Raw genomic sequence first — 25,679 nt, 5'->3', positions numbered from 1 at the left:
CATATTTTGCAGTGGGAATGTAATTTTCTGCCCATTCGTTTACCAGCGATCTCTTCTTATTTCATACAGACGGTTTTCGGGATTAAGCTCCTCCCTGAAGATAAACCCCTCGCAGTCATTTTCGAGTCTCTCCCTGTTATAGCGGAATTGGATGACCGTTCCGGATGGCAGCATTGTACGCCGAACATCAAGTTCAGGGGTCTCATGTTCTGATTTGTAAAAATGGAGGATCTGTTTCTCAATCTCTTTTTTCTCATTTTCAAGTTTGCTTTTTTGATTTTGCTGCAACTTTATCCTGGTGGAATTTTGCATGAAAATATTGCCATACTCATCAATGTTGGCCTCATACTGCTTCTCTTTTTGACGTTTTTCAAGGCGAAGTGCAGTGATTTTGTCAATGTCTGCCTTGGTTTTCTGATTTTTTGTGATTCTCTTTATCTCCTCTTCAATGGCAGCAATATCTTTTTTTTCTATTTTGGCAAAAAGATCCCTGGACTGTTCCTGTAATAGGCTGATTTTATGATCAATTTTTTTTATACTGCTCTCAATGGCTTCGATTTTGGTTTTAAGAGCAATGGTTTCAAGGGAGTCTCCGACAATAAACTTGCAATTGTTGCCGACCAGCACTTTTTTCAGGATAAGTCTGTTTCTTGCTCTCAGGACAGAGGATACTATTTTTGCGTCACTTATTTTCATTATATCATCACAGCTTACAACAGAGTCATATATCCTGTTGAACTCTGTGGGGTCAGAATCTTTGGGAAGTTGAATAGTGACTCCTTTTTTTCCGGTTATTATGCTTCTTTCCACAGATGAGAGAGTGATATTTCCGGACGCTGTTACCTCTGCTTTGGCGGTTTCATTAGCAACAGTTAATGTTTCGCTGCATGTAGCTTTTCCTGCAAGATTGCAGGTTTCAAGGGATCTGCAATTTATATCTGTTTCTTCAGGCAGAGAGCCTTGCACTTTAAAATCACAGTCAAAAACAAGGGGAAAATCTTTAGGTGTCAAATCACCCTGAATATTGACTCGGGGAATGACAGAGAGCACTCTCTTTTCAGAGAGATGGGGAATTCCGTCACATGTTGCAATAAAAACATCCCTGCTGTTCTTCACTACATTTTTCCCTTTTACTATATAAACAGGAGCTGTAAGGGATGGGGCAATGAGACATCTGTTTACATTCAGCCCTGATTTTCCTTTTTTTCTCTTCACAGTAATCAGTGGATTGCCTTTGCGAACCAAGGGAGGGAGGTTGCCTGCTGCTCTGTCCGAGTTTTGGATGGATGCAGACTCTTGTCGATTTGCAAGGTCTTGGCCGTTTGCAAGTCCTTGCAGGTTAGAAGAGTTTTGAAGGCTTACAGTCTCTTGCATGGCTGTTGGGTTTTGTAAGGCTGTAGTATTCTTCAAACTTGTCGATGTATGCAAGCTTTCAAGGCTTTTTCGGGTATCAAAATGGATTTTGTATCCAGTTTTTGCTGGAACAGGTTCATCACCTCTGGCAATAAGGAGAGATTGCCCGGGTTCCACTCTGTTTGCCATGATATCTTCAATCACACCCGGAATTCTGCCGTAGGTTATTTTTTTATGGTATAGCCAACTGATTATATTTTCCTTGCTCATGCTTCTGGGAAGCGGGGTCAAAAGCTTTATCCAGGCTTCAATACGGTCAGGGGAATAGGTGATAAGAAAATATTGCTCTATTTCGTTGAAAAGTTCAATGTGGGCGTTGCTCAGATTAAGCCCCAGCTTGAGGTTTATGCGCTCAATGCGGTACTCCATCTGTTTTTTGATTATTCGGGTTCTGTCCTTTTCCGAGAGGCCAAAATTTTCAACAAGAATGTCACCTATCCAGCGGGGTTTTCTACCTGTATCTCCATCTGATTTGGTCTCACCCCCCTTTCCGGAAGTGTCTTCATGGTCAGATTGCGTCCCTTGTGCTGAAGAGTTTTTTATTGCAGAGTCCTCTTTTTCTCCAAGATTTCCATTTTCTTCAGAGTTCTCTGCTTTGTTCGCAGATGTTTCTTTTGCAGGCCCAGCATGTTTTCCAGAATCAGCCTTGTTTTTGCTTTTACTTTTTTTATGGTACTCAGCAGCCTCCATGGCCTGTATTTTAAGGGCTTCAATCACCTTTTTTTCGTCAAGTAACTTCTCTTTTATAACAATTGCCCCAAAAAGAGCATTTTTTTCTCTCTCTTCAATGGATGATTGCCCTGCATTTCTCAGTGTATCTTCCCAATCCTCTTCCAATACACGGTTCTGGATAATCAGAATTTCGTCTCTTACCTCGGGGGTAATGTGTTTTTTTTCAACAAGAATATCCCCTATTATATGATTCCTGTTGGTTTTTCTGTATATCTGTGTCTGCTCATCAAGCGCATTGTTGACAACTTCCTGGCTTGTAAAGTTGTTTTTAACTGCAATTTCTCCAAATTTTCGATCCTGAACCTTGATTTCAAGGTGCAGAGCACTGTTGTGGAGAAATTCGAGTTCGGCTTCCTTTACAAATCCTGATTGTATAAGCATTTCATCAATATTCTGCTGACTGCCTTCAAGATATTGATTGGTAAGGTTTTTGAGCATCTCTGCAAAGGCTTTTTGTAGAGATGTAAGTTTTTTTTGTATAAAATGCTTATCTTTTTTCTGTAGCTTGAGTTGCTGTATTGTTGTGTTTCTGGAAAATTGCTGGGCAAGCTTTATGAGGATTTGGTTATATTTGAAAAGTTCCTTGTTAAGAATAGGGGAGAAATCCCTTATCAGCAGTGACTCATTTTCAGCATTGAGAAGATCGTAAAGGTCAGTTTGGAGACCGTTTGATAAATTTTTATCCAGAGTGCTCTTTAAAGTTACGAATCCTGACCTTGAGATAATATTTTTTTCAAGAGCTATTTTGAGCCTGCGGTTGTTGTACTGGTATTCAAGAAGCAGGGTATCAGAAGCTCCAGAAATGTTTTTTGGTATTTCTACTTCAGGATTCATAAAAAGAAATTTGTCTCCAGAATTTGTTATCATTTAAAACTATTTTTACAACGCACTGCTGTTTTTGAACAATAGTATTGTTCTTTCAATATTTAATTGTCTTGTAGAAAGTGCCTTTGATATCTAAATTATCTGAAAAAACAACCGACAGTTTAAACTTGAAGAAGTACTACCATTTATGTCTTTTGATTTCATACTGTCGGGTTTTGTGGTTAATTCCTTCCCTGAATATAACCCCTTCGCAGTCACTATCAAGTACCTGCCGGCAGAATCGAAACTGAAGAACTGTACCCGCTGGCATTAGTGTCCTTCTTGCATCAATTTCCGGAGATTCATGATCTGAGCTGTAATAGTCAGTTATCTGTTTTTTTATTTCGTTTCTGTCAGCTTCAAGGGTATTTTTCTTCTCCTGGTGGGCTTTGATGATAGCAGAGTTTTTCATGAAAATTGTCCCATACTCATCAATATTTATTTCATATTCCCTCTCTTTTTTTCTTTTGGTTACCCTCAATTTTGCCAGTCTGTCAAGGTCAGCCTTTGTTCTGAGCTGCCTTGAACAGATTTTGATCTCTTCATCAATGGCTGCAATATCTTTTTTTTCAATTTTGGCAAAGAGTGCCTGGGAGCTTTTTTGAAGAAGTTTTATCTTTGCATCAATTTTATTTATCTTGTTGTTCAGAGATTCAAGGGTTTTTTTACTGGCGGTAGCCTCAACAGAATCACCGGCAATAAAACTGCATCTGTTCCCTACAATGACATTTTTAAGAATAATCCTCTTTTTTGCCCTGATTACAGAGCCTATGATTTTAGCGTCATTTATTTTTACTGTATCTCCGCCGTTGATCTCCGTATCATAAATACGGTTAAAGTCAGAAGGTTTTTTTGGGGTATTCAGTTGAACTGTAATATTTTTTTCTCCGATAATAAGGCTTTTTTCCACAGAGGAGAGGGTGATAGTGCCCTTTGAGATAATTTCTGCATTGATTGCCTCATGCATTACAATAACTTCTTCACTGTTTATAGCCTTACCTTTGAGGGTGTTTGTTTTAAGTGATCGGCATTGTACTTCAACTCCGGTTTCGACAGTGCCGTCTATCTCAAAATTGCAGTCAAATATTACAGGTGAATTTTCCACTGTCACATCGCCCTTGATTGAAACGTCCGGGTTAATCGACAATATATTTTGTGGAGAGAGGATTGGTGAACCATCACAAGATGCCATTAAAACGTTGTTTTGTTTTTTTACAACATTTTTGCCAGGAGTTATTGATTGCGGAGTTTTCAGGGGAGGAGGCACAAAGCAGCGGTTGACATTAATGCCTGATTTTCCTCTCCTTGTATGAATAGTTACAAGATTGGTTCCCCTTTGCACCAGAGTCGGGATTACTCCGTTCAAGGGAGGTTTGTTATTAGCTTTTAAATTTTCTGATATGTTATGATCTTGTAGTGGAAAATGAAATTGAGCCACTGCGTCAGGCGGAACAGGAAAATCACCCTTGGCCAGCAGCACTTTTTTTCCAGGCTTTACCCTTTTGGAAATAAGGTCATCCACAATATCTGGAATTCGTCCATATGTTATTTTTTTATGGTAGAGCCATATTATTATATTCTCTTTTGTCATACTTTCGGGAAGGGGTCTTGTGAGTTTAATCCATGCTTCAATTCTGTCATTTGAATATGTTATGGAAAAATATTTTTCCATTTCATTGAACAGTTCAGAGTGGGCATCACTTATGTTAAGTCCAAGTTTGAGATTGATCCGTTCAATGCGATATGCCATCTGCTTTTTTACTATACGTTTTCGATCTTTATCCGAAAGACCAAAATCCTGAACCAGAATATCCCCTATCCAGCGGGGTTTGTTGTCTGCCGGCAGATTTTCACCTTGCTGGTGTGCATTCAAGGCGTTTACTGAACTGACAGGAAAAATATCTTTATTTCCTTGTCTCTTAAGATATATTGACTCCTCCTTTGCCTGGACTTTCAATGCTTCAATGACCTTTTTTTCATCCATTAATTTCTCTTTGATGACTAAGGCACCAAACATTGCATTTTTTTCTTTCTCTTCAATTGAGGATTGTCCAGCGTTTTTAAGAGTCTCTTCCCAGTCTTCTTCGAGAACACGGTTTTGTATTATAAGTATTTCATCTCTAACTTCCGGAGTTATCTGATTTTTTTCAACCAGAATGTCCCCAATAATATGGTTTTGTTTTGTTTTACGGTATCTTTTAGTTTGTTCATCAAGTGCATTGTTGACAATTTCCTGGGTTGTAAAGTTGTTGGAAACAGCAATTTTGCCAAATTTTCTATCCTGTACCTTGATTTCAAGGTGAAGTGCGCTGTTATGGAGAAATTCTAAGTGAGCTCCCTTTATAAAGCCCGACTCAATAAGCTTGTCGTCAATATTATTCTGTACTCCTTCAAGATACTCATTTGTAAGGTTCTTAAGGATTTCAGAAAAAGTCTTTTGCAGCAGAAGAGTGCTTTGCCTGATAAAATGTTTATCTTTTTTCAGAAGGTTCAGTTGTTGTAATGTAAGATTTTTTGAAAATTGCTGGGCAAGTTTGATGATAATCTGATGGTATTTGAAAAGTTCCTTGTTCAGTATCTGGTACAACTTTTCAGGTATAGGAGATGAAAAAACTGACTCAAGCAGAGGCTCAAGTTCAGTCTGTTTTTTGTTTTTAAGTTCCTTATCCAGGGTGGATTTTATATTAGAGAACTGCGCCCGGGATATCAGGTTTTTTTCAAGGAGAATCCTTAATTTACGACTGTTGTAATGATAGCGGGACAATAGATGATCTGCCAGCTTGTCTCTTTTTTGTTGCATATATGTATCCAGATTGTCAAAGCCAAAAATTGGCTCAGCCCCCTCTCCATGGTAAGGGAGTCAGTGGTTTCTAAATTACCATTTGTCATTGTCATTGTTTTTTTATTTTGAAGCTTCTTGATCGACTTTGGTGGTAAATTAGATTCTGCCGACTCCCTAAGGAGAGGGGGAGTATGGGCAAATTATTTCGGACTCTTGCTAAATTTTGAAAAGATCAAGTTTCTGTTCACCTTTTTTGAGGTTTTTATTTGCATCTTCAAGGGCTTCTCTGCTTGAGATTACAGCGGTGCCCTTTTGGGATTCATCCACGGTGAAATATTTTTCAGCAGCTTTTATTATCTGCTTTTTGTCAAGAGAAAGAAGAGACTCCTTGAAGCTCCGGCGTTTTTCGTCGGTCAGACCAAGTAACTGGCGGTAAAATGCCTTGAGTGAAGCTGTACCCGGGGTGTCTGGTTTGTCAATTTCAGAGCAAACCTGAAGTATTGCTTCCTTGACATCCTCATCTGTATAATCTCCGCTTTTTATGAAATCACAGGCTGAGTGAAAGACACCAAGGGTTCTTCGTATGTTGGGGTCTCTGTATGATGCAAATGAAAAAATTCCCTCTTCAGCATTGTACATTGCAAATCCACCATAGGCTCCGCCCTTTTCCCTTATTTCACGATGGAGATATAGAGAGCGCAGGATTTTGCTGATGGCAGCCATTGCAGGTGCATCTGCATGTCCCATGCGAACTGTTTTAAATGCTTGTGCCACAAACGATACTGAAGTGCTTGTACTCCACCCTTCAAAGGGTAAATGTCCTGAAACAGAAGCAGCCGCATGTCTGAAGTCATTTCCTTCAATGGCTGGTAATGTGTTAAGCATGGCATTTATGTTGCGGTCAGCTTCAATAAGGGCGCTCTTTTCTCCTGCAATTGCGGGTTTCATATTACCCTTCATGAAAAGCTTGCTCGCAATGGCTGAAAGATCAGAAGAGAGTCTTTCAAGTTCATCTCCTCTGTTTCTATTTGAACTGTCAGAATCACCACTTATATTTTCAGATTCAGAAGTTAAAGGATAACTGTTTGAGGGTGAACTGTTTTCATTGGAGGTTGCACGGCTTTTACTTGAGGGTAATGTGCTTCCATTTAACATAAGAGCTGCTTCCCGTGGGCTGAAATTTACAATCCCTGATTTTTCTGTAAGTTCACGTATAAAACGGAACTGGGATATTCCGTGCCACATCTCTGATATTCCTGAAGTGTGGGTAAGGTTGCGTGCAGCAAGGGATATGGCATATCTGTGGCCATTGGATACAATGGAGGATTCAAGGCCTGCTCTGTACTGTAGAAGCAGGCTTTTCAGGCGTACCATATCCTTGAAGCTGTACTGGCAGACAAGCTCCTTTATGATGTCAAACATATGGTTTATGTTTCTGGTCAAAGCCTTGCCCTGTAAAGACAAAAAAGAAACATATGTATTGTTGCCATTAAAGCCTGTACCTGAATATGGAGAAATTCCGATGCCGCCGGTGTAAAGATCCATAAGTTCTGCCATCTCTGCATAGTCTCTTACTGCACTTCCTGTTCCTGAAAAAGCACGACAGAAAAAGGGAATTAGACTCATCTGTTCATTTGAAAGAAATCTTGAGCTGTCAGGCCCGGGGAAGGTGCAAGGTACAGAGGAGTCAGAAGATCTATGGGAGGCGCTTAACGTAGAAGCAGAACCAGAAGAGCTATGTGGGGCGTTTAACGTAGAAGCGGAACCAGAAGAGCTATGTGGGGAGCTTAAAGTAGAAGCAGAACCAGAAGAGCTATGTGGGGAGCTTAAAGTAGAAGCAGAACCAGAAGAACTATGGGTGGAGCTTGACGAAGCAGCAGACTCAGAAGAAGATGAGGCTGAAGATACAAAAGCTTTATCAGCATGGGAAGGAACCGCAAGTCCTGTTGGGCATGTAAAATAGAGGATGCCGGAAGTTGCCTTGTTGTAACATGTTGATACTTTTACATTTTCAATGGAATCAGCCTTGACTGTTTCAATGTCAGGTTTTACATCTGCAAGTTCAAGGGTTGGAAGCACATCGACATTTTCCTTTGCTTCCTGCAGTGCAGCAAGTGTTTCAGCATCCCTGTCAATTATAGCCAGTTCTTCAGGTGACGTGGAAGAGAGCTTATCTTCAAGCTCATTTTTAATCCTTTTGTTTTCAATCTCTTCCATATTTTGATCAGGCTCAAGGATAAAAAGCACCCTGTGGGGATTGTCAATGAAATACTCCCTGAGTTTTTGTTCCAGAAAACCGCCTTTGGCAGTTTCTTTTCTGAGTCTTTCAATATCATCATCAATATTGAAGCATGAGACAGGATCTCCTTCATGTATCCATGTCCCTGCAATGGAGAGTAGAAGTTTTATGCCAAATGGATGAGGATTATTTGTAATCTCCTTTTTGTGAAATTCAATCTGATGAATGGCAGATTCAAGAAGCCTTTGGTCAATTCCGTTGGCGCAGAGCTCTTCAAGTGTGTCAAAAATTATTTTTTCAACTTTGCTGACATCTTTTTTGGCAATCTCTTTCAGGCCACATGCAAACATGGTATCCCGCATGTCAGGATCAAACCCTGATGCATCACTCAGAGCGGAGCCAAGCTGAGAATCAATCAGTTTTTTTCTTAACGGAGAAGCTGCATTGCCAAGAAGAATATGATCAAGGACTCCAAGTACAAGCATGCCAAAAGCATCTTGTATGTCATCTGTAAGCCATGCAACACAGGCCTGGTATTTTTTTTCAGGATTTTCATCCTTTGAAAGAGGGTAGGGTACAGTGATGGTTTTAGGTGTCTTCCATCTTGGCTGGGAAGCTACTTCTGAGCCTGGGGCAATTGCCTTGAAGCGTTTAAGAACTTTTTTATCTATGAATTCAAGGTGTCTTACCATGGGAAGAGAGCCATATGTGTAAAAAAAAGCATTGGATGGATGGTAGTATCTTGCGTGAAAAGCCTTTAGCTCGCTGTGGGTAAGAGAAGGTATGTTTGAAGGTTCTCCGCCGGAGTTAAAGCTGTATGTTGTGTCAGGATAGAGTGCCGCCATAAGTGCTCTGCCCATTACCTGACTTGGGGAAGACATGGCACCTTTCATTTCGTTATAGACAACGCCCTTGTAAATAAGCTCTTTTTCTCCATTATCGTTGACAACTGTCTCCATACGATGCCCTTCCTGTTTGAAGCTTAAGGCGTCAAGCCGGGGAAAGAAAGCGGCATCAAGGTAAACGTCCATGAGGTTGTAAAAATCCTTTTCATTTTGCGTTGAAAAGGGGTACATTGTCCAGTCCGATGCGGTAAGGGCGTTCATGAATGTTGAGAGGCTTCGCTTAAGCATTGAGAAGAATGGATCCCTTACATCATATTTTTCCGAGCCGCAAAGAACGGTATGCTCAAGAATGTGGGCAACGCCGGTGGAATCAGTGGGTACTGTCCTGAATGTCACTCCGAATGTGTTTTCCCGATCATCATTAGCTATGTGAATATGCCTTGCATGGGTATTGATATGTTCAAGTTGATATAGCGTTGAGTTTATCTCCTCAAGTGCTTCAATGCGTAAAAGTCTGTACCCGGCTATCTCATCTCCTGCCTTGAACTGATGCAGGTTTTTGTCCGAAGAAGCAGAGGAGGAGAAAGAACTTTCAGGCTCTTTTGATGAGGAAGATGTTTGAGCGTTTTGAGTGCTTTCAGGATGATTGTGATTCCCGTTTGTTTCATTTTTTATTGATTCCACATTTCACCTTTATATGTCTCTCTGATTATGTTGAAATTCATCTGTGGGTTGTTGATTTCTTACCGTGAAAATACATTTATTTGCTTTTTAAAGTTAGTTGCTGCCTTAAGTCAGCCATGAAGGTTTAGTATAATTCATGTTGACACAAACCGTTAACTCTTTATAACCTTTAAAGGAAATAATTGGGAGAATCAATTAAAAAAGATTACAATTACTGTTGCGTTTCATTGAACACTTCAACAGATTCAGATTTAATCATTGCTTTCATTTATTCGGTTGTGGCTGTGAGCAGAGCCATGTACGTTATAAGAAAAAAAATTGGAATGGAAAAAAATGACATACCCCGGTACAATTTTAAAAGCTTTCCAGCTTTTTGCAAAAAAGGAACTTGGACAGAATTTCCTTGCTGATCCCAACATGGCAAAACATATAGTAGCTGTTGCCCGCATATCTTCAGATGATGTGGTTCTGGAAATAGGCCCGGGGCTTGGGGCATTGACAGTTCATCTGGCTGAAAAGGCAAAAAAGATCTATGCAGTTGAGAAAGATCACAGGCTTATACAGCACCTGAAAAATGAGCTTGCAGCAGCAGATGTATCCAATGTGGAGGTGCTCAATCAAGATATATTCAGATTTAATATTGATACTGTTGCCTCGCCTGAAAACAAGCTTGTTGTACTTGGTAATCTGCCTTATAATATATCTTCTCAGGTTTTGTTTAAACTTGTGGAGAACAGAAGTTATGTCTCAAGGGCTGTATTGATGTTCCAGAAGGAGCTGGCGGAAAGAATATGCGCCCCTCCTGGTAGCAGGACATATGGACGGCTCTCCGCTGTTATGCAGTATTGTTCCACGGTGAAAATTCTGACCGGTGTCAGCTCTTCTCTTTTTTTTCCAAAGCCGGATGTGGAGTCAACTGTTATTGAAGTTGATTTTTTTGACAGGCAGGAGATCTCCTATGATAAAGAGGTATTCCTCTTTAAGGTTATAAAGGCAGCTTTTTCCAAAAGGCGTAAAACATTGAAAAATTCCCTCACAGGAGAAGAACTTGCCATTAGCAGGGAAAACGTGGAAAAAGGGCTTAATGAAGCCAATATTGACCCTTCAAGAAGGGCCGAAACTTTAACTGTGGATGAATTCAAAATGCTTTGCGAGGCACTTTATCCATTGAGGGCAGCTTTTAAAGACAATTCATAAAGGATTTTGATGATTGAATCAAAAATAAATATTGACGACCTGATTGAAATTGTCAGAAATGGTGGCAAGGTCAAGACAGGCATTGATGTTTACAATGACAGTGGTGTGCTGCTTCTTGAAAGGGATATTGTTGTATCCCAGGTAAAAACCCTGGAGATTATCAAGGCACAGGGCGTGAGGACACTTCCCTTGAACCCTGAGAACTATGGGGGAATATGGGATGCTGACGGCAACTACCTGAAACTTGACCACCCTTCCTCACAAACTCCTTCTGAGCAGGACTCTTCCCGGAATTCCGGAGCTTCTGACCGGAGGCTATTAAATGATTCCGCAGTGAATTCCTCTGATTCTCCAGCTAACGGTGCAAAAGCCTCTGATGCAGCAGCCGCTGGTGTCTCCCATCCAGGAGAGTTAGAACGGAGGCTCAAGGAGATATCATCCTTTAAAAAGGTGGCTGCTGAGAAATATGATACTGCCAAGAGCCAGGCAGGAAAAGTAATGGATGATATCAGGAAGACAGGGGGGCGGTTCGAGTATGATGATGTACAGAAAAGTGTCTCTGATCTTGTGGCATTATGCAAGAGATCTGAAAATCCCTTTGCATACCTGAGCCGGGATCTTTTTAAATACGACGACTATCTTTTAAGCCATTGTGTCAATGTTTGTGCCATAGGCTGTGCAATTCTATACAGGTTTAACACAAGCTTCAGCAATGTTGTAAACCGTCATATTGCAACGGCTTTTCCTGCAAACCCATCTTCTTCTGTCAGCAGCATGCTTCCCGCTTCTGATGATCTACCATATCGATGTTACCTTAAAGATGATATTGAAGATATTGCAATGGGTTTTTTTCTTCATGATATAGGTAAAGTACTTATCCCTGAAGCGGTGCTATATAAAAAAGGCAGACTCACAGCAATGGAGTTTGACATGATAAGAAGGCACTCATATGTCATGGGAGCGGCGATCATTGAAAAGAACGGATTGAAAAATACAGTTATAAAGAATATTGTCAAATATCATCATGCTGCTCTTTTTACCGGTGAAAAACGCTGTTATCCTGGTGAGATAACCCCTGCCGAGATACCTCTTTATGTTAAAATGTGTAAACTTGCTGATATATATGACGCAATGATATCCAAACAGTGCTATAAAGAGGCATATAATCCAATAGGCGCTGTTACCGATATATTCAGGAAATATGCAGGAAAGGATAATATGCTTCAGTTTATTCTTCATGCCTTTGTAAAAAGTACAGGAATATATCCCACAGGAAGCATTATTTATCTTATGAACGGACAGATGGCATATGTTCTGGAGGGCAGAGGCCCCCTTGTTCTACCTTTTACAGATAGTAAGGGTAATACACTTGATCATGCTGTGTCACCTGTTGATCTTGGAGAAAGCTCCCTTGACAGCTCACTCAGACCAGATACTTTCAGAACAATTCAGAATCCGGTGGATGTTTATGATCAGCTTCCGTCATACCTTAAGCCGGGGGCACAGCCATTGCCATAAATATTGTCATAACAATCTATAGCTTTCCAGAAAAAACATTTTTTTTTGGGGTAAAAAAATTAATCCAGATAACAGATAGTTAGACTTTTCCATTATCAATTTAATTATCTGGAATACTATATAAATTGAAAATATATTATTTAGTATTGATTAAAAAATAAAGGAGTTTTAATGATAAGAATTAATCAGAATTACACAAAATTGAAGGCATCATACCTTTTTTCAGATATCGCCAAGAGAGTTGCAAAGTATCAGGAAGAAAATCCCGGAGCTGATATTATCCGGCTTGGCATTGGAGATGTCACAAAACCATTGCCTGATGCCTGTATCAGAGGATTCCAGAACGGTGTTTCAGAGATGGCCTCGGAGGATACATTCAGAGGTTATGGCCCTGAACAGGGATATGCATTTTTAAGAGAGAAGATTGCAGCCGTGGATTTTCAGGAAAAAGGGGCAGATGTTGCACCAGATGAAATTTTTGTAAGTGATGGGGCAAAATGTGATACAGGTAATTTTCAGGAGCTTTTTGCCCAGGATATAAACATTGCCATTCCTGATCCTGTTTATCCTGTCTATCTTGACACCAATGTAATGGCAGGAAGAACCGGTGAGTTCATTGATGGCCGCTATGAGGGGATAAAATACCTTGAGTGCAAAAAGGAGAATAATTTTCTTCCTGCTCTTCCTGATAAAAATGAATCTATTGATCTTATATATTTGTGTTTTCCTAATAATCCAACCGGTACAACCATTACAAAGGACGGCTTGAAGCAGTGGGTGGATTATGCAAAGGAAAACAGTGCATTGATTCTTTTTGATGCAGCCTATGAGGCATTTGTAAGAGATTCTGATATTCCCCGCTCCATCTACGAAATTGAAGGGGCAAGGGAGGTGGCTGTTGAGTTCAGAAGTTTTTCAAAAACAGCAGGTTTTACAGGAACCAGATGCGGATATACTGTTGTCCCTAAGGAGTGCAGGGTTTATGATGAAAATGGAGATGAAACAATGCTACATCCCCTGTGGAACCGGCGGCAAAGTACAAAGTTTAATGGAGTATCATATCCTGTTCAAAAGGCTGCTGAAGCAATATATTCCGAAGAGGGACGCATTCAGACAAATGCCCTTGTTTCATATTACCTTAAAAACGCTGAACTTGTCCGCATGGCCATGACTGATCTTGGCTTTGATCTTGTTGGCGGAGACAATTCACCCTATATCTGGATAGATGGTAAGGGGAGGGACTCCTGGGAGTTTTTTGATCTTTTGCTCACAAAAGCAGGGGTTGTCTGCACACCAGGCGCAGGTTTTGGAAAGTGTGGTCAGGGCTATATCCGTATCAGTGCATTTAACAGCCGTGAAAATGTTGAAAAGGCAATGGAGCGCATGGGAGATGCCCTGAAATGAGCCATTTTTTCAAGGTAAAATCCCTTGAGCAGGTGATCTCCCTGGTATCTGAATTTTCTGTTGTGGGTACAGAGATTGTTTCCGTGTCTGAAGCTCTTTCAAGGGTGCTTGCTGTTGATATCTGTGCCGCTCATGATCTTCCGGGTTTCAGGAGATCTACCATGGATGGTTATGCTGTTTGTTCTGCTTCAACATTCGGTGCATCTGAATCAACTCCTGCATGGCTTGATGTGGTTGGTGCCGTTGCCATGGGAGGTGTGCCTGATTTTTCCGTAGGACCTGGAGAGGCAGGAAAAATTGCCACCGGCGGCATGTTGCCTCCGGGGGCTGACAGTGTTGTAATGGTTGAGCACACGGAGCTGGTTGAGCATATCTCAATGGTTGATGATACAGGGGTGGTTGATTATACCTCAATTGTTGATGATACAGCAGTGGTTGATCATACCTCAATTGTTGATGGTACAGCAGTGGTTGATCATACCTCAATTGTTGATGATACGGCGATGGTTGATCATACCTCAATTGTTGATGATACGGCAGTGGTTGATCATAAAAAAAAGCCTGATCATAGGGAAAATGTGCAGGATTCGCTTGCTGGACGAGGGAGCATTGAAGTCTATAAAAGTGTGGCTCCCTTGCAGAATGTAATTGAAAAAGATGAGGATTTTAAAAAAGGCGAGGTTGTGCTCCATAAAGGGACAGTTCTACGTTCCCAGGAGGCAGGTCTTGCAGCAGCACTTGGAATATTTCAACTTGAGGTTTACAGGCTTCCTAAGGTGGGGATAATCTCCACAGGGGATGAAATTGTGCCGCTCTCTTCTCCTCTGACTCCCGGCAAGGTAAGGGATGTAAACTCTCACACACTTGCTTCCCTTGTAAAGGAAGCAGGAGCAGTGCCTGTGATGTTTGGTATTGTAAGAGACAACCAAAACGAACTTTTCGATATCTGCAAAAGAGCAATTGAGCAGACAGACATGGTATTGATATCAGGGGGAAGTTCCGTTGGTTCAAGGGATTTTACCGTTGATGTGCTTTCATCCCTTGATGCCACAGAAATTATGGTGCATGGTATCTCCATAAGCCCTGGAAAACCAACCATACTTGCAGGAAGCAGATCAGGAGAGAACATATCAGGAGAGAATCATGTAAAAGCTGTGTGGGGACTGCCTGGTCATGTTGTGTCTGCCATGGTTGTATTCAGAGTTGTGGTGCTTCCTTTTTTAAGAAATCTCAGGGGGATTACCAATTGTGTATTTTCAGGCATAAAAATTCCTGCAAAATTGACAAGAAATGTTGCATCTGCCCAGGGCAGAACCGACTATATACGCGTAAAGCTTGTCAGGGAAGATGGAAATAACCCCGGAATACTTGCTGTCCCCATACTTGGAAAGTCAGGATTGATAAGAACCATGGTAATGGCAGATGGCCTCCTGGAGGTTCCTGAAAATGTTGAGGGCATTGAAAAGGGTGATATTGTGATGGTTACTCCTGTTTGATTTTTTTTGATTTTGAGTAATTCTACTTTGTTAAGTTGCAATTTATGGAAATAACATGAAACGAAATGTATATCTGAATATGAAAAGCATTGAAGCTGCAAGGCAGATAATGTTTGATCAGTTTCCAGGCGCTGATGAGTCAGGTGCAGAAGATATTGACTCAGTGGATGCTCTTGGCCGGATTCTTGCGGAGCCTGCTGTGGCTGCACTTTCAGCTCCTAACTACCATGCTGCTGCAATGGACGGTATTGCCCTTGATGCAAAGCTTTCCTTTGGGGCATCTGATGATGAACCAAAAATTCTTGTGTCTGGAAAAGATGCCTTCTGGATCAATACAGGCCATGTCATGCCCGAAGGCACCAATGCCGTTATTATGATTGAGCATCTTAATGTCATTGATTCAGTGAAAAATGGTTCATCTAATGGTTCATCTATTGAAATCAATTCTCCTGCATTTCCATGGCAGAATGTCCGCAAAATGGGTGAGGATATTGTGGCCACAGAACTTATCTTTCCCAGGGGACACAAGATTACATCTTACAGTTTGGGGGCATTGATTGCAGGTGGAGTGTTTCGTGTAAGTGTTAAAAAAAAGCCTAAAGTACTCATCATTCCAACTGGTTCAGAATTGAAATCATGGCAGTATGCCAATGATAATGGACTTAAACCAGGAGATGTCATTGACTCAAACTCATGGGTTCTGGGGGCTTTATGCGTGGAATATGGTGCATCTTTTGAGAGCCACGCAATTATTCATGATGAGATAGAAATAATCATGGATGCTGTAAGGGAAGCCACTTTATCCTCTTATGATATGGTCTTTATTATAGGAGGATCTTCTGCAGGTTCAAAGGATTATGCAAAACCTGTCATTGATAGCCTTGGAGAGGTCTTTGTCCACGGGGTTACCATGATGCCCGGCAAACCCCTTTTATTTGGTAAGGTTAATGAAAAACCAGTGTTTGGGATTCCAGGATATCCGGTCTCTGCGGTTGTGGCATTTGAACAGTTTGCAGGCCCTCTTCTTTTAAAGATGCATGGCCTTAATCCTGCTGCAAAACAGAGGGAGACAATTGATGTTGTGCCTGCCAGAAAGATTGCCTCAAAACTTGGTGTTGAGGAGTTTTTGCGGGTTAAAATAGGTTCTGTTGACGGCAGGTTCATGGCTTCACAGTTGCCAAGGGGAGCTGGCAGCATCACAACATTGACTGAGGCAGACGGAATAATAAGGATTCCGCCACATGTAGAGGGGATTGCTGAAAAAGAAATTGTGAAAGCAGAGTTGATCCGCCCCCTTGCTGCCATTGAGGATACTGTTGTTATTACAGGTTCTCATGACAATACCCTTGATCTTCTCGCTGATCAGATATGCCGAACCCGTCCTGGAGTCACTATCTCGTCAAGCCATGTTGGCAGTATGGGGGGCCTTATGGCAATAAGAAAAAAAACGTGTCATGTTGCAGGTTCCCACCTTCTGGATCCTGAAGATGGCTCCTACAATATCTCATACATAAAAAAATATCTGCCCGGGGAGAGAGTCTGGCTTGTTAATCTTGTTATGAGGGAGCAAGGATTGATTGTGGCCGGAGGCAATCCTGAAAAGATAAAGGGCCTTGATGATTTAAAGAAAAAAGAGCTTGTTTTTATCAATCGCCAGGGAGGAGCCGGAACAAGGGTTCTTCTGGATTACAAACTCAAAGAGCTTGGCATGACACCTGCTGATATAAGGGGCTATGAAAATGAGGAGTACACCCACATGTCAGTTGCTGTTGCAGTGCTTTCCGGAAGGGCAGATGCAGGAATGGGCATTTATGCTGCTGCAAAGGCACTTTCTTTAGATTTTATTCCTGTGTTTACAGAATCATATGACCTTGTTATTCCTGACAGATTTTTTCATACTGAAAAGATTCAGGTGCTTCTTGAGACCATAAAAACAAATGATTTTAAAAAAAGGGTAGGAGAACTTGGGGGATATGGCACTGAAACAACCGGTGAAGCAATTTTGCTTGAAAGTTAAATGGTGTTATATTTTTTGCTTTATGATATCAAAGATTATCTCTCCTGAAGTTATCAAACACATTTTGTGTATAGTGTGTTTTATTTTTGCTGCTCCCCACTCAAGTCGTGCAGAGATGTTTTTCTGGACAGATGCCAATGGAACAAGACATTATAGTAATGTAACCCACTCTTCATCAGTGGAATTTGTTGAAGTATTTGAGGAAAACAACCGTAAATATAACGCAATTTCAAATTTTGAAAAAAAGAGCCTTAAGTTCAGGGCTGTAAAGATATATGATGGTGACTCCATGAAAGTGGAAGGCTCTGACCTGGTGCTGATGGTAAGGCTTGTGGGCATAGATGCACCTGAATCAGGCAGAAAAGGTGTAAAGGGACAGCCATTCAGCAGGGAAGCAAAAGAGATGCTGACAGGAATGATTGGAGAAAAACCCTTTTACCTTAAAAGCTATGGAACTGGCAGCTATAACCGTCTTTTGAGTGAAGTTTTTACAGAGGATGGAACCAACGTAAACCTTGAGATGTTAAGAAACGGAATGGCAGAGGTTTACAGAGGATCTCCTCCTGGCGAACTTGATCTTGCTGCATATAAAGAGGCAGAATCACGAGCAAAATTAGGAAAACTTGGAATTTGGTCAACTGGCAGGAACTATATCAGTCCAAAAAAATGGCGCAAGGAGCATCCACGAAAATAGGAGATCAAAATTTAGGCATGCTTTATTTGTATGTGATATAAAACTTGTAACCTCTGAAGTAAAAAACCTGTAACCTGTGAAATAATGGAAATCAAATGAATGTAATAAGTCTGACAAACCAGAAAGGCGGCTGCGGCAAAAGCACCATAGCTATAAACCTGGCATTACATCTGGCATTGAAAAAAAAGCGGGTTATTCTTTTTGATACAGATCCCCAGAAGAGTAGTTATGATACTTTGAAGCTTCGTAAGGATAATTTGGTAAAGGTGGTTGCTGTATATTCAAATATATACCAGATGCTTGAAAAATATGAACCTCATTACGATTTTGCCCTTATTGATACTCCGCCTCATGATACGGAAAATGTTACAATATCCATAGCATGTTCGGATATTGTTCTGATACCCGTGCAGGACTCTCCCCTTGACATCAAAAGCAGCAGGGCAACCATTGATCTTATAGGCAAGGTAAAGGCATTGAATCAGGATATAAAAGCTTTTTTCATACTGAGCCGTATCCAGCCCCAGACAACCCTTGCAAGGGAGCTTGCCGAAATATTGAAGCAACGGTACAATGCCTCCATTCTTGATACACAGATTTCAAATAGGGTTGCATATAAGTACTCCCTTATTTACGGAAAATGTGTAAGTGAGATGTTTGAAAATGATCCTGCGGCCACAGAGATTGCAGATTTGGCCAATGAAGTTCTTGCGATTCTCAAATAGGAACCCCTTTAAATAGTAAACGGTCATGGCTGTCATCAAGCCACCCCTGAATATGGAAAATTGTATCCATTTCGGCATCCTTCATATCATGCAGATAGTACTTTACACTTTCCGGAACAGGCTACCATAAAAACGGGCATTGTGTTCAGGAAAGTGTAAACTGGCAAATGAAAGATGCCTCCATTTCCACGGTAAAAATGCAGAATTGCTGAATGATTTAAATTTTTAATAATGTAATTAATAAAAACAGAGGACATTCAAATGAAAAAGAAGCCTTCATTGCTTGATATAGAGCTTTTTGCACAGGAAAGAACCACGGAAAACCAGAAAGAGTTGCTGAAAATTGAAGAGGAGTCAGACGCTGCTGTTTTTGAATCTCTTGCAATGGATGAGCAGCCCGAAGATGTTGATCTATCAACTGAATCTTTTCCGGAAAAGGATCATCAGGTTATCCGCTTGATTGAGATAACAGAGAATCATAACAGTGAGATCAACAAACTGAAGCAGGAGTTATTCAAGGTAAAGGAACAGCTCAGGGTATATCACTCATTTTTGAGCAGCCAGCAGAAAAAGATTACAGAACTTGAAAACAGAAAAATGACTGCCCCCGGAACAAGTGGAGTAGTTGATGCAAACTATACAAAACTGCTTCTGAAAAATGTGGTATGGCTCAGGGAGGAAAAGGAGTTCACTGCAAATGATGTTGCAAGGCTCTTCAGGGCAGAAGGTTTTCAGACTCCGCACCCCCATGAAAAGTGGGATGCAAATCTCATTGATAAGCTTTATCAGAGCGCCAAGAAGACATTTCTTTGATGATTTCCTGGCATCTTTCATATCTCCCCGTCAGTCATAAGTTCTCTAAATGGAGACCACAGATAGAATTTTTAAGAGAATTGAAAGTACAATATGTGGTGGATTTGAGAAGTTAGGACTCTTGAGATATCTCCAACAGTTTCCATTTTAAAAGTATGGGATAGTGGCGGCATATTTTTTATCTCATAATACATCTAATAGCAACTTCCGCAATATTGTCAATATGCTCAATGTGATCAACGCCTCCCATTTTTACGGCTTCCTTTGGCATGCCATAAACCACACAGGATTTTTCATTCTGGGCAATGTTTATGGCACCTTCATTTTTCATGGAGAGCATGCCGGCAGCTCCATCACTTCCCATGCCGGTGAGAATGATTCCCAGTGCGTTTCTGCCGGCATATCTTGCCACTGATTTAAAAAGAACATCAACAGCCGGCCTCTGGTGATGTACCATGGGGCCATTTTTCACCTGAACATAGTATCTTGCGCCACTTCTTCTGAGTACCATGTGGTAATTGCCCGGCGCTATAAGAATTCTGCCGTTGGTTACGCTGTCACCGTCTTGGGCCTCCTTTACCTCCATCTGGCACAGACCGTTGAGGCGCTCTGCAAAAGATGTGGTAAACTGTGCCGGCATATGCTGGACAATGACAACTCCGGGGGATGTAACTGGAAAACGTGTGACTACTTTGCGGATGGCTTCAGTGCCACCTGTTGATGCTCCTATGGCAATGATCTTGTTGGTTGTTTGAGCAAGTGCCCTTGAATTGACAGCAATCTGATTTGTTGCCTCGTTTACCTTCACAGGTTTTCTTGCATCCACATGGACACCGTAAACAGCCCTGATTTTATCAGCAAGCTGAATGCTCATGTCTCCGACCGAATAAGCAGCATTGGGTTTTGATATAACTTCAAGAGCACCTGTGGATAGAGCTTCAAGGGCAAGGGAACTGCCTTTGCTGGTAAGGGAGCTTACAATGATCACAGGAAGTGGATAGTGCTGCATTAGTTTTTTAAGAAAGGTTATTCCGTCCATGCGCGGCATTTCAATGTCAAGGGTAATGACATCCGGCTTTAATTCAATTATTTTTTCCCTTGCAACATATGGATCAGGTGCTGTTCCCACAACTTCAATATCTTTCTCCTTGGAAAGTTCCTGGGAAAAGACCTTTCTAACAATGGCTGAATCATCAACCACAAGCACTCTTATGGGTTTATTAATGTTAAGGATTGGGTTTTGCACAACATTGCTCCGCTGCATGGAATATGTTCATAGTATAGGAATTTCCATTTTATCTCGTGCAAAAGCAAAAGTTTATGGAAAAGTTCCACTGAAGGACGTTAAGTTCTTTATGTAATATGCACGCCAACTGCCATCTCGCCGTCCATTGTATTGACGAGGATGATCTTTCCGTTGTTACACAGTTCATCAATAAACCGCTTATCTATTTCAGGCACATCCAGACCAAATGAGGTGTTTGGGGCTATTTTGCTGAAGGTATTTCCTGCAATCATGTTCAGTGCCTCTTTTATTGTTCCTATGCGGTGCTCTTCAGTCAGTTGATGAAGTTGCTCCCCTGTAAAGTTTTCAGTCATTATGGATAGAAGTTGTTCCGGAACAAGAAGATACATTTTTCCTGAAAATGTACCTGAAAATGTTATTCTGCATGCCTCTATCTCGTCAGCATCAAGGAAACCGCATTCTTTAATTGCAGAAATCTCCTGGGGTTCCACAGGTATATAGAACATGGTCTCCATAACTTCAGAAATCGAAGTCGTCATCTCCACAATCAAATGATTCATATCCATCGGATTCTCCAAGTATTTCAGTGATAAGATCTCTTATCTGCTCAGGTGTAAATGGTTTTTTTATGTAGCCCCTTGCACCGCTTTTCATGAACTGGTCAACTCTTTCCCTGCTGCCTTCTGTTGTAACCACCACAACGGGAATATCCCTGTAAAGGTCATTCTCTTTCATTTTTTCGATTAGTTCAAGACCGTTCATCACTGGCATTGTAAAATCAGTAACTACAATATCTATCCAGTTTCCTTGAAGTTGATCAAGGGCCTCTTTGCCGTTGGCAGCTTCATGGAAATCAGAGGTTCCATATCCAGCAGCTTTAAATGCTTTTTTGATTACAGAGCGCATGGGCATGGAGTCATCCACAAGTAAGATGGAAAATGTCATTTAATGAACCTCAGGAGAATTATTCTATTATATTGAGTAACGCTTCAACCTTCTGCATATTAAAGGTAAAATCTGCCATGATCTTGGATATATCCTGGGGGGTGATGCCAAGTTCCGTGACGATATTGTCATGAAATCTGTAGGATAGGGCATCATTACCAAGGGCTATACCCATCATCATGCATATGCAGTCTGAAAGATATACTATTGATATATCTTTCTCTTTTTCCATGGACACTTCCCCAAGGTGGTGATGGCGGATTATATTGACCATTTTGGGGCTGAACTTCCACATCTTAGCAATCATTCCTCCAATTTCAGCATGGTCTGTACCGATAATTTTTTTTCCGCTTCAATAAAACTTAAGCCATTCTGTTTGATTAATGATTCAATTTTTTGCATTGATTCCAGTATAAATTTGTCCAGAACAACTTTTCCGATATCTTTGAGCAGGGCAGCAGTGAAGATTGTGTGGCGAAGATCCGGGCACTGTTTGGTTGCAAGATTTTTTGCAATCAGGGCAGATGCCACAGAGTGTTTCCACAAGGCTCCTTTGCGCATTCCATAGCCTTTCTGGGGGCGTGCAAGGGGTTTTGTCCCTGCATTTAGAAGCACAAGCTCGACGATTTTATCAATACCAAGTATTGCAACAGCGTCTTTTACTGATTCCACAGGGTTTGAGAGGCCAAAGAATGCCGAGTTGCATGTTCTCAGCATATGAGCAGTCATTGCCGGATCGTATTGGATAAGTTTTGCAATATCCGCCATGTCGCAAGAAGGGTTATCTGCCATATTAATAATTCGGGTGGTAATGGCAGGAACAGGTGTAAGATTTCGGATCTCTTTTATCAACAACTGGATTGGTGTCATGTATCCCTCTCTCTTTGCCCCTGAAAAAGTTTCTCTTTTTTTGACCGAAAGGGAATGAGAACTTCCTTTGAGCCTGAAGTTTTTACAAATATATCTCCTGTGGCAATCTCAAGGCGTACAGTGCGGTTAACATTGCCTCCTACATCTTCATAGTTGATCAGAACATTATTTCTGAAAAAAATTTTTTTCAGAGCCATGTAATTGCGTTTGCCTATGTTGAAAAAACCTTTTTGATCCAGAATCTGAGAACCGCCAAAAACAGAAACTTTCATCCTGTTTTTTAAGGCATTATATTTATAGGTCTCCTTGAAGAAGAGAGGAATGCCGCTGTCTGCAAACATCCAGGGGTTTTTTGATGCCTTTTCGCGGTCAATTCTTGATTCCGGCAGCATATAGTGAAGTATGCCGCCAACTTTAACAACAGGATCATATAGAACGAGGCCGATACAGGAGCCTAATGAGTAGGTGACAATATCACATTTAGGATCCTGGCTCACTTTCATGTCTGAAACACCTACGATAATTTTCAATGGATGAACCTCGTCTCAAAAGCGTTTTTTCTGATTTACATAGTGGATGCCAATTCAAATATGCCGTGTATATCAAGGATAAGACCAACCTTGCCATCCCCAAGTATTGCACCACCGGAAAAACCTGTTATGTTTTCAAGGTGACCTCCAAGGCTTTTGATGACATATTCATCTTTTCCAAGGAGTTCGTCCACCAGAAGGCATCTTTTTTCCTCTTTAGCCTCTACTACCACAACAAGACCTTCCCAGGGTGTTGTAACATCATTGTCCACATCACACAGGTTTTTCATTCTTATGAGAGGAATAAGTTCGTTGCGTTCTCTGATCATCTCGCCTTTGCCCTTTACGGTAAAGCAATCCTTCTCTTCAGGCCGGAATGATCTTTGGATGGTGACTGTTGGAATAACATACTTTTCTTTACCTATTCTAACAAGCATTCCGTCAATTATGGCAAGTGTTAGAGGAAGGCTTATGGTAAAACGCGTTCCCTGACCTGGTTTTGATGTTATTCCAAGCTCTCCTCTGAAACGTTCAATGGCATCTTTGACGACATCCATTCCAACACCCCTTCCTGAGATGTCTGTGATGGCTGCCGCAGTTGAAAATCCAGGTGCAAGGATAAGGTCATAGATCTGGCCATCTGTCATCTGTGTATCTTGGCGAATCATGTTTCTGGAAATTGCTTTTGCAAGAATTTTATCTTTGTCCAGCCCCTTGCCGTCATCCTCTATTTCTATGATAATGCTTCCGCCCTTGTGATATGCCCTCAGAAAAATGTTGCCCTGGACAGGTTTCTGGGCAATTTTTCTCTCCTCAGCAGATTCAATGCCGTGATCAATTGAATTTCTGATCATGTGAACCATTGGCTCATACAGTGCATCAACTACGTTTCTATCAATTTCTGTATCTTCACCGGACATTGTTAAAACAACATTCTTTTTTGATTTTCTTGAAAGATCCCTTACTAACCGTATCATTTTCATAAATGTGGCATGTATTGGAATCATTCGCATGGACATTGCAATTTTCTGTATATTGGATACAATCTGCTCAAGCTGGTTTATGCTCTGGCTGAGCGACGGTTCTCTGTAAGCCTGCTGTTTCAGCATTGACTGGGCAATGACAAGCTCTCCTGCATAATCCACAAGATCATCAAGTTTGGAAGTGTTTACTTTAACCTGTGTGGATGTATATTTGCGTCCTGGTTTTTGCTCCATGAGTGCGGCTGCAATATCACTTGAGCCTGCTTTTTCTGTTTCAAGGAGAATTTCTCCGATCTTTTTGCCAGGAGTTTTTGATTGCTGTGCAAGTGCATCATCAAGAATATTATCATCAATGACCCCTTTTCTGACAAGGATCTGGCCAACCGGTTCCTTGCTCTCTTCTCCGAGCAGGGATACAAGTCTTTGAAGTTTTTGCCGCAATGGTTCAATGTTAATATCATCATCAACAGGCTTGTATTTGCCTGCAATGCCCTGATGTACCTTTTCAAGAAGTTTTTTTAACAGATCCACAGACTCAAGAATTGCATCTGCGGCAGTATCGTTTATTAAAAAGTCACCGTTTCTTGCCCCATCCAGAAGGTTCTCTGTGCTGTGGGAAAGTCTGTTGATTTTTTTGAGGTCAAGAAAGCCGGAGACTCCCTTTATGGTGTGAAACGGTCTGAATATATTGTTGATAATCTCCTTGTTTCCGGGATCCTGCTCAAGCTCAATAAGTTCAACTTCAATGGTTTCAAGGTTATCTTCAGCTTCAGCTACAAAGTCCCCAAGGATAATAAGGTCTTCTTCGGAAACAGGTATATGTTCAGTTTTTTTGGGCAAGTCAGGGGAATTATCACCTGTTAGTGTTTTTTCTTCCTGATTGATGCTTTTGTTAACTGTTTCTTCTCCTGATGGTGGATTTGCTCTCTTCTCTGTGACCTGTTTTTCACGGGGATCAAAAAGTGATGAATCAAGAATTTTCAATACATCTGAAATATCAAAAATAAAATCAATATTTTTTTCAAGATGTCTGACAAGTGCGTTTAAAAGAGTTAAGCCTTGTTCCAGTGGAGTGACATTGGTGATTTTTTGTGATGCCATAGTCTTGACGTATGAGGTATATGCCCTGGTAACCGTTGTAATTGTATCTGCATTTAATTCAGATGAGATATTGTCAATCTCTTGCAGTGTGTTCAGCATTATGTCAAGATCTGGAGCCTCTCCAAGGCATAGACTTGCAACCTGTGAAGAGAGATCATCAATTGAGCGTTTTAACCGTTTCATAATCCTTCTGTTGTGACGCCATTTGGGTGGTTGAAAAAAAGTGAACAGTACTTGGTATCTTTACCGTGAAAATACCCCTCATCATTTTCATAATGGGGGGGTGAAGTATAGACAAGGCATGCTTTGTCTATACTGCCATGATGGTTTAATATTTACCCAAAGTAGTGGCATCTTTCATCTCATCCCCAACGTAGTTTACCGTGAAAATGACTATCATTTTTATATTTGGGGGTGATTGATACGCAATCAATCATGCCCGTTTACACTTTTTTTAGGAAGAATCCCGACAAATGGGAATGGTGTCCCTGAAAGTGTAAAGCGGTAAATGAAACATGCCAAAGTAGTTTACATTTTTTTGAACAAGATTCGTGAAAAATGGAAAGATGTTCAGGAAACTG

The 25,679-nt window shown here is 41.0% G+C and carries 17 protein-coding genes and 1 pseudogene; 8 read left to right on the top strand and 10 right to left on the bottom strand.

The genetic code is table 11. The features are described from left to right. Nucleotides 1–39 precede the first annotated feature (39 nt). The 3 genes from MTBBW1_RS05580 to MTBBW1_RS05570 all read right to left on the bottom strand — a co-directional run bounded on the left by MTBBW1_RS05580 (nt 40) and on the right by MTBBW1_RS05570 (nt 9,559). A complete protein-coding gene (locus tag MTBBW1_RS05580; protein WP_139786673.1) occupies nt 40–2,979 on the bottom strand; it encodes a DUF342 domain-containing protein in 2,940 nt (979 codons plus the stop codon). Between the two features lie 169 nt (nt 2,980–3,148). After that, nucleotides 3,149–5,809 carry a hypothetical protein gene (locus tag MTBBW1_RS05575; protein ID WP_080800395.1) on the bottom strand — a complete coding sequence of 887 codons (2,661 nt, stop codon included), beginning with the start codon at nt 5,807–5,809 and terminating at the stop codon, nt 3,149–3,151. 198 nt (nt 5,810–6,007) lie between these two features. Next, the gene (locus tag MTBBW1_RS05570) at nt 6,008–9,559 is read right to left on the bottom strand and encodes an insulinase family protein (protein ID WP_080800392.1); all 3,552 of its coding nucleotides are present in this window, start codon (nt 9,557–9,559) and stop codon (nt 6,008–6,010) included. A gap of 333 nt (nt 9,560–9,892) precedes the next feature. On the opposite strand from MTBBW1_RS05570, the gene rsmA reads away from it, so the two are divergent. The 8 genes from rsmA to MTBBW1_RS05530 all read left to right on the top strand — a co-directional run bounded on the left by rsmA (nt 9,893) and on the right by MTBBW1_RS05530 (nt 19,423). Continuing rightward, on the top strand, nt 9,893–10,756 hold the full coding sequence (gene rsmA / locus MTBBW1_RS05565) for a 16S rRNA (adenine(1518)-N(6)/adenine(1519)-N(6))-dimethyltransferase RsmA (protein WP_080800389.1): 864 nt from the start codon (nt 9,893–9,895) through the stop codon (nt 10,754–10,756). A 9-nt stretch (nt 10,757–10,765) separates the two neighbouring features. After that, nucleotides 10,766–12,274 (top strand): HD-GYP domain-containing protein, encoded by a 1,509-nt coding sequence (locus MTBBW1_RS05560; RefSeq protein WP_080800387.1) that lies wholly within the window; start codon nt 10,766–10,768, stop codon nt 12,272–12,274. A gap of 171 nt (nt 12,275–12,445) precedes the next feature. Beyond that, the gene (locus MTBBW1_RS05555; protein WP_080800384.1) at nt 12,446–13,678 is read left to right on the top strand and encodes an LL-diaminopimelate aminotransferase; all 1,233 of its coding nucleotides are present in this window, start codon (nt 12,446–12,448) and stop codon (nt 13,676–13,678) included. Next, complete coding sequence (locus MTBBW1_RS05550) at nt 13,675–15,174, top strand: molybdopterin molybdotransferase MoeA (protein WP_080800381.1); 1,500 nt, start codon at nt 13,675–13,677, stop codon at nt 15,172–15,174. Before MTBBW1_RS05555 ends, MTBBW1_RS05550 begins: the two co-directional genes overlap by 4 nt. A gap of 55 nt (nt 15,175–15,229) precedes the next feature. Next, entirely contained in the window at nt 15,230–17,191 is a 1,962-nt protein-coding gene (locus MTBBW1_RS05545) for a molybdopterin biosynthesis protein (RefSeq protein WP_080800379.1), read from the top strand. Beyond that, the gene (locus MTBBW1_RS05540) at nt 17,148–17,885 is read left to right on the top strand and encodes a thermonuclease family protein (protein WP_080800377.1); all 738 of its coding nucleotides are present in this window, start codon (nt 17,148–17,150) and stop codon (nt 17,883–17,885) included. Before MTBBW1_RS05545 ends, MTBBW1_RS05540 begins: the two co-directional genes overlap by 44 nt. A 95-nt stretch (nt 17,886–17,980) precedes the next feature. Next, nucleotides 17,981–18,610, top strand: a complete 630-nt coding sequence (gene parA, locus MTBBW1_RS05535) for a ParA family partition ATPase (protein ID WP_080800374.1) — start codon at nt 17,981–17,983, stop codon at nt 18,608–18,610. Nucleotides 18,611–18,871: 261 nt separating this feature from the next. Beyond that, nucleotides 18,872–19,423: a hypothetical protein gene (locus MTBBW1_RS05530; protein WP_080800372.1), complete on the top strand. Its 552-nt coding sequence runs from the start codon at nt 18,872–18,874 to the stop codon at nt 19,421–19,423. Between the two features lie 178 nt (nt 19,424–19,601). Here MTBBW1_RS05530 and MTBBW1_RS05525 read toward each other — a convergent pair whose 3' ends face one another. From MTBBW1_RS05525 to MTBBW1_RS05500, 7 genes and pseudogenes are all read right to left on the bottom strand, one after another. Further along, nucleotides 19,602–20,669 carry a protein-glutamate methylesterase/protein-glutamine glutaminase gene (locus MTBBW1_RS05525; RefSeq protein WP_342743881.1) on the bottom strand — a complete coding sequence of 356 codons (1,068 nt, stop codon included), beginning with the start codon at nt 20,667–20,669 and terminating at the stop codon, nt 19,602–19,604. A 107-nt stretch (nt 20,670–20,776) separates the two neighbouring features. Further along, nucleotides 20,777–21,229, bottom strand: a complete 453-nt coding sequence (locus tag MTBBW1_RS05520; protein ID WP_186441099.1) for a chemotaxis protein CheX — start codon at nt 21,227–21,229, stop codon at nt 20,777–20,779. After that, the gene (locus MTBBW1_RS05515) at nt 21,189–21,614 is read right to left on the bottom strand and encodes a response regulator (RefSeq protein WP_080800364.1); all 426 of its coding nucleotides are present in this window, start codon (nt 21,612–21,614) and stop codon (nt 21,189–21,191) included. The genes MTBBW1_RS05520 and MTBBW1_RS05515 overlap by 41 nt, the downstream gene beginning before the upstream one ends. A 19-nt stretch (nt 21,615–21,633) precedes the next feature. Beyond that, nucleotides 21,634–21,921: a hypothetical protein gene (locus MTBBW1_RS29390; RefSeq protein ID WP_245809290.1), complete on the bottom strand. Its 288-nt coding sequence runs from the start codon at nt 21,919–21,921 to the stop codon at nt 21,634–21,636. Next, nucleotides 21,922–22,406, bottom strand: a pseudogene (locus MTBBW1_RS29385) (HDOD domain-containing protein); the annotation flags it as partial. A 74-nt stretch (nt 22,407–22,480) separates the two neighbouring features. After that, nucleotides 22,481–22,987, bottom strand: coding sequence for a chemotaxis protein CheD (locus MTBBW1_RS05505; RefSeq protein ID WP_342743880.1), 507 nt, complete (start codon nt 22,985–22,987; stop codon nt 22,481–22,483). A gap of 62 nt (nt 22,988–23,049) precedes the next feature. Next, on the bottom strand, nt 23,050–25,281 hold the full coding sequence (locus MTBBW1_RS05500) for a chemotaxis protein CheA (RefSeq protein ID WP_080800358.1): 2,232 nt from the start codon (nt 25,279–25,281) through the stop codon (nt 23,050–23,052). Between the last annotated feature and the right edge of the window lie 398 nt (nt 25,282–25,679).

It is taken from the genome of Desulfamplus magnetovallimortis (assembly GCF_900170035.1).
GTDB lineage: Bacteria > Desulfobacterota > Desulfobacteria > Desulfobacterales > Desulfobacteraceae > Desulfamplus > Desulfamplus magnetovallimortis.
Note: the sequence above shows the minus strand (reverse complement) of the source record. Positions and strands in the feature narration are given on the sequence as shown.